The sequence below is a fragment of the Methylobacterium sp. J-068 genome (assembly GCF_022829445.1).
In the GTDB taxonomy this organism is placed as follows: domain Bacteria; phylum Pseudomonadota; class Alphaproteobacteria; order Rhizobiales; family Beijerinckiaceae; genus Methylobacterium.
Genome location: NZ_JAKSXY010000084.1, coordinates 136,249 through 149,909, shown reverse-complemented (window position 1 = coordinate 149,909; position 13,661 = coordinate 136,249). Strand labels below are relative to the sequence as shown.

Genomic DNA, 13,661 nt, shown 5'->3' with positions numbered 1-13,661 from the left:
GCGCGCATGATCGAGACGCCGAACGCCCCGCCGACGGGCCAGCCCGGACAGCCAGCACCCGCCCCGCCGGCCCCCGTCGCCGTCGATCCGGTCTCGGCCGACCCGGCCACCGCCTTCTTCTTCGCCTCGGTCATGGCCTCGCGCATGCCGATGGTGGTGAGCGACCCGCGCCGGCCGGACAATCCGATCATCCTCACCAACGACGCCTTCCTGGCGATGACGGGCTATGCCCGCGACGAGGTGCTCGACCGCAACTGTCGCTTCCTGCAGGGGCCCGAGACCGACCGCGACGCCGTGCGCGAACTCGCGCGCGCCATCGCGGCGCGCGAGAACGTCGCCACCGAAATCATCAATTACCGCAAGGACGGCACACCGTTCTGGAACGCGCTGTTCATCTCCCCGATCTACGACGGCGACGGGACATTGGTGTACTTCTTCGCCTCGCAGCTCGACGTCTCGCGCCGGCGCGACGCGGAGGAGGCACTCGGCCAGGCCCAGAAGATGGAGGCGCTCGGCCAGCTCACGGGCGGCATCGCGCACGACTTCAACAACCTGCTGCAGGTGATCGTCGGTTACGTCGACATCCTCAGCGCCGGCCTCGACAACCACGAATCTGACCGGGGCCGCCTGCGGCGCGCAACCGACAACATCCGCACCGCCGCCGACCGGGCGACCACCCTGACCCAGCAGCTGCTGGCCTTCGCCCGCAAGCAGCGCCTGGAAGGGCGCTCGGTGAACCTCAACGACCTCGTGCAGGGCATGAGCGACATGGCCGTGCGCACCCTCGGGGAGGCCATCACGGTCGAACTCGCGCTCGCCCCCGACCTCTGGACCTGCCGGATCGACCCGACCCAGGCGGAGGTCGCCCTGCTGAATGTGTTCATCAACGCCCGCGACGCGATGCCCGACGGCGGCCGGCTGACCATCGCCACCGAGAACCACACCATCACGCCGGCCCTCGCGGGCGGCCTGACGCCCGGCCGCTACGTCACCGTCAGCATCACCGACACCGGGAGCGGCATCCCGGCCCACGTGCTCGCCCGCGTGATGGACCCGTTCTTCACCACCAAGGAGGAGGGCAAGGGCACCGGCCTCGGGCTCTCCATGGTCTACGGCTTCGCCAAGCAGTCGGGCGGCGCCGCGCGGATCGAATCGATCCTGGGGGAGGGGACCGTCGTGCGGCTGTCCTTCCCGGCGACCGAGCACGCCGAGGCGGATGCGAGCCCGGCGCCCCCTCCGGTCGAGGACGGCACGGGGTCGGAGACCGTCCTGATCGTCGACGACCGCGAGGATGTGGCCGAACTCGCCAGGACGATCCTGCGCGACTTCGGCTACACCACGCTCATGGCCCGGAACGGGCGCGAGGCCCTGGACGTGCTGGAGGGCAGCGGCACGGTGGACCTGCTCTTCACCGACCTGATCATGCCCGGAGGCATGAACGGGATCGTGCTGGCCCGTGAGGCCCGGGCCCGGCGCCCCGGCCTGCGGGTGCTGCTCACCACCGGCTACGCCGAGGCCAGCCTCGAGCGAACCGATGCCGGGGGTTCGGAGTTCGATCTCCTGAGCAAGCCCTATCGCCGTACGGACCTGATCCGGCGCGTCCGGGCGGTCCTCGACGGACCGATTCTAGCCGGCTGACGGACAGGCGGCCGGACTCGGGCCTCGGACGAGGCGGGACTCGGAGTGCGCGGCATGGCCCAGGGCGACAAGTCGAAATACACCGGCAAGCAGCGCCGCAAGGCGGAGCACATCGCGGAAGCCTACGAATCGCGCGGGGTGCCGGCGAAGGAGGCCGAGGCGCGGGCCTGGGCCACCGTCAACAAGGACGATGGCGGCGGCAAGAAGCCCGGCGGCTCGGGCCGGGGCCGAGCGAGCGACCATCCGGCGGTGCATCGCGGCGGCAAGGTCTCAGCCTCGCGAGCGGCCGAGGAACGCTCGGCCTCGGCCAGGAAAGCGGTAGCGACCCGCAAGCGAAACGCCGAGGCGGGACGCCACGCTTCGTGACACAGGCGGACAGGATGCGGAAAAGCCGGCATCCTGTCCGCCGGGCGCCCGGCTGGGCCGGTCGAACGGCTCAGGCCATCGCGGCCTTCAGGTGCTGGTCGACCTTGTCGAGGAAGCCCGTGGTCGAGAGCCACTTCTGGTCGGGGCCGACGAGGAGGGCGAGGTCCTTCGTCATGAAACCGGCCTCGACGGTGTCGATGCAGACGGTCTCCAGCGTGGTGGCGAACTTGGCCAGGGCCGCGTTGTCGTCGAGCTTGGCGCGGTGGGCGAGGCCACGGCTCCAGGCGAAGATCGACGCGATGGAGTTGGTGCTCGTCTCCTTGCCCTTCTGGTGCTCGCGGTAGTGGCGGGTGACGGTGCCGTGGGCGGCCTCGGCCTCGACGGTCTGGCCATCGGGGGTGAGGAGCACGGAGGTCATCAGGCCGAGCGAGCCGAAGCCTTGCGCCACCGTGTCGGACTGCACGTCGCCGTCGTAGTTCTTGCAGGCCCAGACGTAGCCGCCGGACCATTTCAGGGCCGAGGCCACCATGTCGTCGATCAGGCGGTGCTCGTAGGTGATGCCGGCGGCATCGAACTTGGCCTTGAACTCGTTCTGGAAGACCTCCTCGAACAGGTCCTTGAACCGGCCGTCATAGGCCTTGAGGATGGTGTTCTTGGTGGAGAGGTAGACCGGGTACTTGCGGTTCAGGCCGTAATTCATCGAGGCGCGGGCGAAGTCGCGGATCGAGTCGTCGAGGTTGTACATCGCCTGGGCGACGCCGGCGCTCGGGAACTTAAAGACCTCCTTCTCGATGACCGTGCCGTCCTCGCCCTCGAACTTGATGGTCAGGCGGCCCTTGCCCGGCACCTTGAAGTCCGTGGCCTTGTACTGGTCGCCGTAGGCGTGGCGGCCGACGACGATGGGCTGGGTCCAGCCCGGCACGAGGCGGGGCACGTTCTGGCAGATGATCGGCTCGCGGAAGATCACGCCGCCGAGGATGTTGCGGATCGTGCCGTTGGGCGACTTCCACATCTCCTTCAGGTTGAACTCCTTCACCCGCTGCTCGTCGGGGGTGATGGTGGCGCATTTCACGCCGACGCCGTGGCGCTTGATCGCCTCCGCCGCCTGGACGGTGACCTGATCGTTCGTGGCGTCGCGGTGCTCGACGCCGAGATCGTAATATTCGAGGTTCAGGTCGAGGTAGGGGTGGATCAGCTTGTTCTTGATCTCGCTCCAGATGATCCGGGTCATCTCGTCGCCGTCGAGTTCGACGACCGGGTTCGCAACCTTGATCTTGTCCATCTGAAGCACGCCTTCCTGAGCCAGGATGTCCATCGGCCCCACGCAAGGCGGGTGCCGATCTCGCGCCGTCCTTAGCCCGCGCGGTCCCGAGGCGGAAGCGGGCCGCGCGGACTAGCCCCATGACAAACGAAGCGGGCTGTCAGGGACCGGCCACCAGGCGTGCCTTGCGCGTCGCCTGATCGAACATCGAATTCAGCGCTTCCTGAATCTCGGTGGCCGAACTCGCCGTCCGGAAATAGCCCGAGGACGCGCAAGTCTGGAGCGTGGTCGGCACGCTGGGGATGAGGTTGTTCACCACGATGTTCTCGTAGCCGACATTGCTGTTGAATGGGGTCGCGAGCGGAACATACGGAATGTAGAGCACCGACACCGTCACGCCTTTGTCCTTCAGTGCCTTGCAGAGCGTCGGATCGAGCAGCTTGGCCTGAGAGCCCGTCCAGCCCGTCTTGTTGTACCAGTACTGGTTGTTTCCCACACCGTCCGTGACGAGGAATATGAAAGGAAGCGGGCTGCTGGCGCTGGAGCCGTCGCCCACATACTTGATCTTGGAAGCGATCGTCGCAAACACGTTCTCGTAATGCGTGCCGCCACTGCCGCGCGGAACGGTCGAATCACCGATATCCATGTAGTTCTCGAGATTGACAGAGGTGAGCGACGACAGGTTGGTCGTGATGTCGGCCGCGGTCTCGAGGTAGCTGACGAACGGGTAGAGGCCGATCCGATACTGGTTGATCAGGGTCTGATTGGACTGGGCTTTGCTGATCAGGCTCTGAACCGCGTTGCTCACCGTCGCGATCCGCAACTCGATCTTGTTGGCCTTGGCGAGATCGAACCCCTTGTAGCCGGAGAAGTGGCAGGCGAAGGCGCAGTTGTTGCCGAGCCAATCGGCCATGTCCGGGTTCATCTTGGCGAAGGCCACCTGAGCGGCGCTGGAGGTCGGGAACCCCATCGACCCCGACGTGTCGAGGAGCAGGTAGAAATCGGAGTAGCTCCCCAGCGTCAGGCTCGAGCTCGACTTGCCGGACACCGCGATCGCCGTCACGTCGCTGAAGACGCGGCTGAAGGGCGAGGAAAAGGTCGACGCGTAGGTCGCCGTCGCCGTGACGACGTTACCGGTCCGGGTCACGGTCAGGCTGGGCGTGAGCGGCAAGCTGTTCAGGATCGCGCCGGCGTTGACGCGGAACGCCGAGAGGCCGCGCGTCTGGCCGAGCGTCAGCGCGGACGCCGTCGGATTGGACTCGTTGTTCGGATTCGCCGAAATGTAATCCCGCGCCGTGGCGATCGCGGTGATCGTCGCGGCATCGGCGGCGCGGTCGAAATGGGCGCGGTAGTTGATGCCCCGAACGTAATCGACACCGACGCCGACGAGGCCGATCAGGGGAATCAGGGCCAGCGCGAAGACTATCAGGACGTTGCCGCCCCGCGCGTCGCGCAGGGTCCGAAGCCGTCGCCGGATCCGCGCGAGCCGGAGTGCGGGTTGGGCGGTCATGGGAGAATGCCTCATTTCAAGGGACAGGCATTGGCGGAGGTCGTGCCTCCGCTCGCGTCGAACGCGATGACCGAGACGTAGCGCGGGGCGAAGTAGAAGGACTTCGCGATGTCGATCGATCCGACGACCGATTGCGCGATCAGCGGCTTGTAGCTGAACACCACATCGGCCACGACGAGGAAGCCGGGGCCGAACGTATCGCTCGGCAGGGTCGTGGCGCTGGGATTGGCGGTGTTCGGCGCCGCCGCCAAGGGCACGTTGCAGGGCCGCTTCTGACCCGAGGTCCAAGACACCGTCGGAACGTAGGTGCATCCCGACGTGCAGCCGACGGTCGTCCTGAACTGGACACCGGAGAGCGACCATTTCAGCAGCGTCCAGACGGAGACGTTGGAATCCCGCGCCAGCGCCATGGCTTCCGGGAAGATCACGAGCTGCGCGCGCGAGATCGACAGGATATCGGCCTGCGTGATCGTCCCGGTATCGTTGCGCGCGACGAGATCCGCCATCGTGCTGGCCACGAGTTCGATCTTGCGCATGAAGATCACGTAGCGAACCAGATCGAAGGTGACGGCCGAGAGCAGGATCAGGACCGGAACGATGATCGCGAACTCGACGATGGCGATGCCGCGCCGATCATGGGCGAAACGGGTGAGACCGGAGCGACGCATGGCGGCCTCAGCACCCCGTCGAGACGCTGGTGGTGGTGAAGGGCTCGTTGCGAAACGCCACGGCCGCCCGCGTGAAGACGACGGAGGAGCCTCGAAATTTCGTGACGTTTCCGAGCGCTATCCAGATGGGACTGAAGACCGGCACCGCATAGAAGACCTGAAGGTAGCCGTAGGTCCCGGGCGCGCCGGTACAGTATTGCGTCTGGCTGTTGTCCATTGCAACGGTGGCGAGGCCGGTCTCGTCGGCGTTGACGAACCCGGAATATCCGGTCCCCGTGCCGGTCAGCATCGTCGTCTGGAGGCTGACGACGACGTTGGTGCACGACAGGCCCGCGATCAGGTTCGCGCACACGACGGAGTTGCGGAATCCATCGGAGGTGGAGGCCGCGCTCGTCAGCGCACCGAGCATGACCGAACGGCTCGCGTCGAAGGTCGCCTTCTCGATCGCCGCATAGCAGAAGATGTAGAGGCCCCCCTGCAGGATCTCGACGAAGACCAGCATGAACAGCGGCATGACGAGCGCGAACTCGACGGCCGTGGCACCACCGGATGTCCGGCCGAACCGGCGAACCCGTCCCTGGGCGCGCGACCAGGACCGGAAAACCGGACGCCGCCGCGTCAACGTCCTCTCGTTGGGGTCCACCGGCATCGCCATCGCATTCCGTCCCGAGGGTTCCCTTGCGCTCGTTTCCGCGAGCCGAGGCCGTCCCTCGTCCCCGCTATTGATGCATGTCGGGCCTTAAGGTCGGCTTACTCCCAATGCGCGAAGGCGGGAGGACTCGCGCCGCGCCGACGTCGAAGGCCCGTCCGGCGGGATTTGTGGGCCGGCGCGACGAAAAGCACCGCGCGCGGGGTGGACATCGGGCGCGTGCCGGTGAAGTCCGATCCAGCGCAGAACGTCCGAGGGGACGAAACCGGAGAGATCCTCATGAGCGAACGCATCATCCTTCGGGCCGGCGAGGCCCTGGTCGCCGGCGGCCCGCCCAACACCGCCTCCGAGCCCGAGGTCATCATCGGCGAACTCGACGGGCCGGTCGGCACCGCGCTCGCCACCCTCACGGGCGATCAGGTCGTCGGCCACAGCCGGGTCTTCGCCCTTCTCAACACGGACATCATGGTCCGTCCCGTGACCCTGTGCGTCTCCAAGGTCAGTGTCGAGACCTCCAAATACACCTCGATCCTGATGGGCACGGTGCAGTTCGCCATCGCCAACGGCGTGCTCGATGCCGTGCGCGCCGGCTACATCCCGCGGGAGAAGGCCAACGACCTCGGGATCATCTGCTCGGTCTGGCTCAGCCCGGGGGTGATCGAGGCGGAGAGCGTGGACCACAAGGCGCTGTTCGAGATCCAGCGCAAGGGCATGACGGAGGCCATCCGCAAGGCGATGGCCAACGAACCCTCGATCGACTGGCTCCTGGAGAACCAGGACAAGATCGTTCACAAGTACTATCAGATGGGCCTCGACGGTAAGATCTGACGCCGGACGCGTCCGCCAGGCGGCCTTTGCCGTGGCGGGCGCGCCATGCGAGAGGGCGGGGATGTCTTCCGCAGATCTCCACGACACCATGATCCAGAGCGCATCCCCCGCCGGCCCCGTCATCATCCTGGTCCAGCCGCAACTGGCCGAGAACATCGGCATGACCGCCCGCGCCATGGCGAATTTCGGCCTGTCCGAGCTTCGCCTGGTGGCCCCCAAGAACGGCTGGCCGAAGAAGGGCGTCCGCGAAGCGGCCTCGGGCGCCACCCACGTCCTCGACGGGGCCAGCGTCCACGCCACCCTGGCCGAGGCGATCGCCGACCTTCATTACGTCCTGGCGACCACGGCGCGCGAGCGCGGCCAGATGAAGCGCGTCCTCGCTCCCGACGCCGCCATGCGGGACGTCGTCGCCCGCGCCGGACAGCGCACCGGAATCCTGTTCGGCCGCGAGCGCGCGGGCCTCGACAACGACGAGGTCTCCTTCGCCGATGCCATCGTCACCTTTCCGGTCGATGCCCGGTTCTCGTCGCTCAACCTCGCGCAGGGCGTTCTCCTGATGAGCTACGAGTGGCGCCGCGCGGCGGGCCTATCGGTCCTGCCCTTCACCGGCGAGATGCTGTCGCCGCCGGCCACCCGCGAGGCGATGGGCTCGCTGTTCGCGACGCTGGAGGACAGCCTCGGGAGTGCCGGCTTCTACCCGCCGGAGAAGCGGGACATCATCGCCCGCAACATGCGCGACATGCTGCACCGCATGGCGATGACCGAGCAGGACGTGCGCACGATGCGGGGCGCCCTGCGCGCCCTGACCCTCCGCCGCCCGCGCCGAAACACGTCCGGTCAGCCTTAACACCTGCGCCATACTTGCGTGGCACAGTCGCGCATCATGTCGCTTCAACGTCTCAAATCCTTCGGAGGCGAATTCACCTCCGCTGCGCGGGAAGCCAAGTTCCAGGCGGAGCGGCTCCCGGAGACGTTGCGTCACACCCGGCTGACCTTCCAGATCGGGATCGCGCTGAACCTGATGTTCCTGCTCAGCGACGCGCGCTTCGCCCACTCGAGTCACTTCGTCGAGATCGTGGCGGCCCGCCTCAGCATCGTGGCCTTGAGCTTCGTGTGCGTCCTGGCGCTGCGCCGCACGGAGACCTTCCATCAACTTCAGCGGGTCGTGGTGGTCTGGCAGACCATCACGGCGCTGGCCGTGGGCTATCTCTGCACGTCCCGCTCCGACATCGCGCTGTTCGTGGCACTGATGCTGCCGGCCGTGTACATGCTGCTGCTCCCGACGAGCTTCGTCTGGACGGTACGATCGGGCGCCTTCAGCGCCATCGTGCTGCTCGCCGCATATCTCCTGCCCCTGCCGCTGCCGCCGACCGCGCTGGGCATGGTGATGGCGGCCTGCATCGCCAACACCGCGACCCTGCTCTTCGTGATTCGCTCGAACCGGTTGCGGCGCCTCGAATGGGAGGCGACCCAGGCGGAGCGGAGGGCGAATCTCGAACTCGCCGAGAGCCGGGAATTGTTCGAGACGATGTTCCGCGGGGTGCCGGTGCCGATCGTGGTCTCCCAGATCGCGGATGGCCGGGTCATCAGCACCAACGATGCCGGCAACCGCTTCTTCCGCGTGCCGCCCGGCGATTCCCTGGCGAATTACCGAAATCAGGATTTCGTCGCGAAGTCCGACCGCGCTGAGATGCAGCGGCTCCTCGAGGCGAACGGCGCGATCCGGGATCACGAGGCGATCATCGTGGTCCTGTCCGGCGAACGTCGCGACGTCCTGCTGTCGATCGAGCCGGTGCAGGTGGAGGGCGCGCCCTGCCTCATCTCCAGCCTCGTCGACATCACCGACCGCAAGGCGGCCGAGGAGCAGATCCGGGTGGCGGCGCACCACGACGTGCTGACGGGCCTGCCGAACCGCGCCCTGTTCCATCAGACCCTGGACGCCAACCTCGTCCTGGCGGGCCAGGACGGGACCGAGTTCGGCCTGATCCTGCTCGACCTCGATGCCTTCAAGGAGATCAACGACACCCTCGGGCATGATTCCGGCGACGCGCTCCTCAAGGAGGTCGCCCGGCGCCTGCTGAGCGCGGTCGATCCGAACGATCTCGTCGCGCGTCTCGGCGGCGATGAATTCGTGATCATCTCCAGACGGAACCGCGTCGGACGACCCGCGGCCTGCGCAATTTCCGCCCTGTCGGAGCGAATCCTGGAGGTCTTGCGTCAGCCCATGTCGATCGGCGGGCGGGTCGTGCTCCCCCGGGCCAGCCTCGGCCTCGCGCTGTACCCGGCGCATGCCGACAATGCCGCCGACCTGTTCACCAACGCCGATCTCGCGCTCTATGCCGCCAAGGCGTCGGGCCGCAACTGCGCGACGATGTTCGTGCCGGCGCTGCGCGCGGACATCGAGGCGCGCGTGACCGTGACGCGCGAGATGCGGGCGGCCCTGGAGGAGGGGAACGGGCTGGTGCCGTACTATCAGCCCAAGATCCATCTGGCTTCCGGAGCGGTCATCGGCTTCGAGGCCCTCGCGCGCTGGCAGCACCCCAAGCACGGCCTCCTCGCGCCCGGCGCCTTTGCGGCCGTGTTCGACGATCCGGAGATCGGCATCGCGGTGGGCGCGTCCCTGCGTCGCCAGATCTTCGCCGACGTCGTGGCCTGGATCGGCCAGGGCCTCGACCCGGGCCGGGTCTTCCTGAACCTGTCATCGGCCCAGTTCGCGCAGGGCGACCTGGCGGGAACTCTCCTCGGCGACGTCGATGCGGCCGGCGTGCCGCGCGACCGGATCGGGGTGGAGGTCACCGAGACCGTCCTGCTCGGCGGGCATTGCGACCGGGTGAGCGCCGTCCTCGACGCGCTCCACGTGGCCGGCATCCGCGTCGCGCTCGACGATTTCGGAACCGGCTACGCCTCGCTCACCCACCTCAAGCAGTTCCCGGTCGACGAGATCAAGATCGACCGCAGCTTCATCCGGGACCTCGAACGCGACGCCAACGACGCCGCCATCGTCACGGCCGTGCTGCAGCTCGGGCGCAGTCTCGGCCTCGACGTCACCGCCGAGGGCGTCGAGACGCCGGAGCAGGCGACGTTCCTCGCGGACGAGGGCTGCACGCATGTGCAGGGCTACCTCTACAGCAAGCCGATCCCGGCGAACCGCGTGCCCTGGTTCCTGCGCAACCGGCCGGACCTGCTCGGCGGCGACATGGAGATCGGCCCGATCCGGCGCATCGCCTGAGCGGGTTGGCCGGAACCCGCGCGCCGGATGACCCCACTCCGCCAACGGACCCGCGTTGCGTCCCGGCCTCAGCCGAGCTGGGCCAGGGCCTGTGCGACGTCGGCGATCAGGTCCTCGGCGTTCTCCAGACCGATGGACAGGCGCACCGTCTCCGGGCCGACCATGGCGGCCGCCTTGTCGGCGGGGGCGAGCTGGCGATGGGTCGTGGTGGCGGGGTGAATCGCCAGCGACTTGATCTCGCCGATGTTCACGAGGTGCGAGATCAGCTTCAGGCTCATGATGAACTTGATCGCCGCCGGCTCGCCGCCCTTGAGCGCCACGGTGAAGATCGAGCCGGGCCCCTGCGGCACGTAGCGGGCGGCCATGGCCTCACCCTCCTGGCCGGGGAGCGCGGGATAGCTCACCCAGGCCACCGCCGGCTGGTCCCGCAGGAAGGCCGCCACCGCCCGGGCGTTGGCGCAATGCCGCTCCATGCGCAGCGGCAGGGTCTCGATGCCGGTGAGCGTGAGGAAGGCGTTCATCGGCGACAGGCCGGGGCCGAGTTCGCGCATGCCGAAGACGCGGCAGGCCGCCGCGAAGGCGAAGTCCGGGAAGCGCTCGGTGAGCACGAGGCCGTCGTAATCGGCCCAGGGCTCGCTCATCAGGTCGTAGCGCCCCGGCACCGCCGCCCAATCGAAGCGGCCGGCATCGCAGATGACGCCGCCGATGGTCTGGCCCGAGCCGCCGAGGAACTTCGAGGTCGAGTGGATGACGATGTCGGCGCCGTACTCGATCGGCCGGATCAGGGCCGGGGAGGCGAGGGTGTTGTCGACGACGAGCGGGAGCCCGTGACGGCGCGCCACCTCGGCGATGCCGGCCAGATCCATCACGGTGGCGCACGGATTGACGATCGACTCGCAGACGATCGCCCGGGTCTCGGGCGTGATCTGCGCCTCGAAATCGGCCGGCGTCAGGCCCTTGGTGAATTGCGGCTTGAGGTCGTAGCGCCCGTCGAGGCGGTTCATCAGGCCGAGCGAGCCGCCGAACAGGCGCGAGGAGGCCACGTAGGCGTCCCCGCTCTTCATCAGGGTCATCAGCACCATCAGCACCGCCGACTGGCCGGAGGCCACCGCCACGGCGGACTTGGCGCCTTCCAGCGCGGCGACGCGGCGCTCCAGGGCGGCGACCGTGGGGTTCGAGCCGCGCGAGTAGGAGTAGCCCGTGCGCCGCATCGCGAAGATGTCGGCGGCCTGCTGGGTGTCCTCGAACACGAAGCCGTTGGTGAAGTAGATCGGCTGGACCCGCGCGCCGGTGGCGGGGTCCGGCGCGGCACCGGCATGGATGGCCTGGGTCGCGAAGCGGTGGGTGCTGGTATCGGTGGCCATGCGGGCCTCCCGTGCGTGGAGTGCGTGAGGTGCGTGCGGAGGGGTCAGGCGGCGCGGCGGACGAAGGCGCGCAGGGTCCGGACCAGGGTCGAGGGCTCGTAGGGCTTCGGGATGAAGCGGGCGCCCTCGGGCATGTCGTTCGGGCCCGGCGTGCCCATGCCGGACACCACGAGGACCGGGATGCCGGGCCAGCGATGGGCCACGAGGCGGGCCAGGGCGAAGCCGTCCATGGAGCCGCGCGGCATGTCGACGTCGGTCATCAGCACGCCGACATCGGTGCGGCTCTCCAGCACCGTCAGGGCGTTGTCCGCGTGGCTCGCCTCCACCACCGCGAAGCCGGCATCCGCGAGGGTGTCGGCCGCCTCCATCAGGAGCAGTCCGTCATCCTCCACGAGGAGCACGACGGGCAGGTCTGCCTGGTCCTGAAGGTCTGGCTTGTCTTGCGTCATCGGCGGCCGGACGATCTCGCGATACGGGGAGGGTCGGGGCCTAGTCCCGCCCGACGGTGCCGTCAATAACGGCCGGTGTCGCGCATTCGTTTCGCCAGGGCGGGAAGACGGCGGGGCGGGATCGTCGGCGCGCAGGCCACCGCCACGGCGATCAGGGTCGCCAGGACGAGGCAGACCAGCACGGCCTCGTCGACCTGTCCCATCCAGCGCAAGACCGACATCGTGCCCTCCCACGACCGTGGACGAAGCCCTTCGCGGATCCCGTCCGCGCGAAGGAGCCTCGCCCGAACGTGGTGAAGAAAGCGTTAACACGGCCCGGTTTCAGGCCGTGAGAGCGGCGTCGAGATCCTCGATCAGATCCTGTGGATCCTCGAGACCGATCGAGAGGCGCACCACCTCCGGCCCGGCCCCGGCCGCGATCCGCTGCGGATCGGTGAGCTGGCGGTGGGTGGTGGAGGCGGGGTGGATGACGAGCGAGCGGGTGTCGCCGATATTGGCCAGATGCGAGAACAGGGTGAGGTTCGAGACCAGCTTCACGCCGGCCTCGTAGCCGCCCTTGAGCCCGATGGTGAAGACCGCGCCGGCCCCGTTCGGCGTGTAGCGCCGGGCGAGCGCGTGGTAGCGGTCGCTCTCCAGGCCCGGATAGCTGACCCAGGCCACCGCCGGGTGGTCGTGCAGGTGGGTGGCGACGGCGAGCGCGTTGTCGCAGTGGCGCTGCATCCGCAGGGGCAGCGTCTCGATGCCCGAGAGCAGCAGGAAGGCGTTGAAGGGCGAGAGCGCCGGCCCGAGGTCGCGCAGGCCCAGCACCCGGATCGCGATGGCGAAGGCGAAGTTGCCGAAGGTCTCGGCGATGACGACGCCGGCATATTCCGGCCGGGGCGCCGATAGCATGGGGAAGCGCGCGTCGCCCGCCCACGCAAAGGTGCCACCGTCGACCACGAGGCCGCCGATGGAATTGCCGTGCCCCCCGAGGAACTTGGTGGCCGAGTGCACCACGATGTCGGCGCCGTGCTCGAAGGGCCGGATCAGGTACGGGCTCGCCATCGTGTTGTCGACGATGAGCGGGATGTTGTGGCGCTTGGCGATCTCGGAGAGCGCCGCGATGTCGGTGATGACCCCGCCCGGATTGGCGATCGACTCGCAGAAGATCGCCTTGGTGCGGGGCGTGATCGCCCGCTCGAACGAGGCCGGGTCATCGGTCCGGGCCCAGACCACGTTCCAGCCGAAGTTCTTGTAGGAATGGTTGAACTGGTTGATCGAGCCGCCGTAGAGCCGGTCGGCCGCGATGAACTCGTCGCCCGGCTGCATCAGGGCGTGCATCACCAGGAACTCGGCGGCGTGGCCCGAGGCCACCGCCACGGCGGCGGTGCCGCCTTCCAGCGCGGCGACGCGCTCCTCCAGCACCGCGTTGGTCGGGTTGGTGATGCGCGAGTAGATGTTGCCGAAGGCCTGGAGCCCGAACAGCGCGGCGGCGTGCTCGGCATCCTCGAACACGAACGAGGCCGTCTGGTAGATCGGCGTGGCGCGCGCGCCCGTCGTCGGATCGGGCGCCGCGCCGGCATGGATGGCGCGCGTGTTGAAGCCGGGCAGACGATCGGTCATCGAGAAATCCTCCCGGGCCGCCGGGCCCGCGCATGCCCGTCCTCATAACCCCCGGACGGGGGTCGGCGGAAGAGCAGGCCATCCGCTGAAACGAACG

The 13,661-nt window shown here is 68.2% G+C and carries 13 protein-coding genes; 5 read left to right on the top strand and 8 right to left on the bottom strand.

Annotation, left to right across the window (positions count from 1 at the left end; all coding sequences use genetic code 11):
- Window positions 1–6 precede the first annotated feature (6 nt).
- The gene (locus MKK54_RS14290) at window positions 7–1,638 is read left to right on the top strand and encodes a histidine kinase famiy protein (RefSeq protein ID WP_279597361.1); all 1,632 of its coding nucleotides are present in this window, start codon (window positions 7–9) and stop codon (window positions 1,636–1,638) included.
- Window positions 1,639–1,692: 54 nt separating this feature from the next.
- Window positions 1,693–2,004, top strand: a complete 312-nt coding sequence (locus tag MKK54_RS14285; protein ID WP_244011784.1) for a plasmid stabilization protein — start codon at window positions 1,693–1,695, stop codon at window positions 2,002–2,004.
- A 70-nt stretch (window positions 2,005–2,074) separates the two neighbouring features.
- On the opposite strand, the gene MKK54_RS14280 is transcribed toward MKK54_RS14285, so the two are convergent.
- The 4 genes from MKK54_RS14280 to MKK54_RS14265 form a co-directional block, all read right to left on the bottom strand.
- Window positions 2,075–3,286 carry an NADP-dependent isocitrate dehydrogenase gene (locus tag MKK54_RS14280; RefSeq protein WP_244011782.1) on the bottom strand — a complete coding sequence of 404 codons (1,212 nt, stop codon included), beginning with the start codon at window positions 3,284–3,286 and terminating at the stop codon, window positions 2,075–2,077.
- Between the two features lie 139 nt (window positions 3,287–3,425).
- Complete coding sequence (locus MKK54_RS14275) at window positions 3,426–4,775, bottom strand: pilus assembly protein TadG-related protein (RefSeq protein WP_244011781.1); 1,350 nt, start codon at window positions 4,773–4,775, stop codon at window positions 3,426–3,428.
- An 11-nt stretch (window positions 4,776–4,786) separates the two neighbouring features.
- Window positions 4,787–5,443 carry a TadE/TadG family type IV pilus assembly protein gene (locus tag MKK54_RS14270; protein ID WP_244011779.1) on the bottom strand — a complete coding sequence of 219 codons (657 nt, stop codon included), beginning with the start codon at window positions 5,441–5,443 and terminating at the stop codon, window positions 4,787–4,789.
- A gap of 7 nt (window positions 5,444–5,450) precedes the next feature.
- Window positions 5,451–6,065 carry a TadE/TadG family type IV pilus assembly protein gene (locus MKK54_RS14265; RefSeq protein ID WP_244011777.1) on the bottom strand — a complete coding sequence of 205 codons (615 nt, stop codon included), beginning with the start codon at window positions 6,063–6,065 and terminating at the stop codon, window positions 5,451–5,453.
- A gap of 306 nt (window positions 6,066–6,371) precedes the next feature.
- On the opposite strand from MKK54_RS14265, the gene MKK54_RS14260 reads away from it, so the two are divergent.
- The 3 genes from MKK54_RS14260 (at window position 6,372) to MKK54_RS14250 (ending at window position 10,149) form a co-directional block, all read left to right on the top strand.
- A complete protein-coding gene (locus MKK54_RS14260) occupies window positions 6,372–6,920 on the top strand; it encodes a formaldehyde-activating enzyme (protein ID WP_244011775.1) in 549 nt (182 codons plus the stop codon).
- A 61-nt stretch (window positions 6,921–6,981) separates the two neighbouring features.
- Entirely contained in the window at window positions 6,982–7,767 is a 786-nt protein-coding gene (locus MKK54_RS14255; protein ID WP_244011773.1) for an RNA methyltransferase, read from the top strand.
- Window positions 7,768–7,803: 36 nt separating this feature from the next.
- Window positions 7,804–10,149: a putative bifunctional diguanylate cyclase/phosphodiesterase gene (locus MKK54_RS14250; RefSeq protein WP_244011771.1), complete on the top strand. Its 2,346-nt coding sequence runs from the start codon at window positions 7,804–7,806 to the stop codon at window positions 10,147–10,149.
- Between the two features lie 68 nt (window positions 10,150–10,217).
- Here the strand turns inward: MKK54_RS14250 and MKK54_RS14245 are convergent, their stop codons facing one another.
- The 4 genes from MKK54_RS14245 to MKK54_RS14230 all read right to left on the bottom strand — a co-directional run bounded on the left by MKK54_RS14245 (window position 10,218) and on the right by MKK54_RS14230 (window position 13,564).
- Window positions 10,218–11,513 carry an O-acetylhomoserine aminocarboxypropyltransferase/cysteine synthase family protein gene (locus MKK54_RS14245; protein ID WP_244011769.1) on the bottom strand — a complete coding sequence of 432 codons (1,296 nt, stop codon included), beginning with the start codon at window positions 11,511–11,513 and terminating at the stop codon, window positions 10,218–10,220.
- Between the two features lie 44 nt (window positions 11,514–11,557).
- Window positions 11,558–11,962 carry a response regulator gene (locus tag MKK54_RS14240; RefSeq protein ID WP_244011767.1) on the bottom strand — a complete coding sequence of 135 codons (405 nt, stop codon included), beginning with the start codon at window positions 11,960–11,962 and terminating at the stop codon, window positions 11,558–11,560.
- A 62-nt stretch (window positions 11,963–12,024) separates the two neighbouring features.
- On the bottom strand, window positions 12,025–12,183 hold the full coding sequence (locus MKK54_RS14235) for a hypothetical protein (protein WP_244011766.1): 159 nt from the start codon (window positions 12,181–12,183) through the stop codon (window positions 12,025–12,027).
- Between the two features lie 100 nt (window positions 12,184–12,283).
- Window positions 12,284–13,564, bottom strand: a complete 1,281-nt coding sequence (locus MKK54_RS14230) for an O-acetylhomoserine aminocarboxypropyltransferase (protein ID WP_244011764.1) — start codon at window positions 13,562–13,564, stop codon at window positions 12,284–12,286.
- Between the last annotated feature and the right edge of the window lie 97 nt (window positions 13,565–13,661).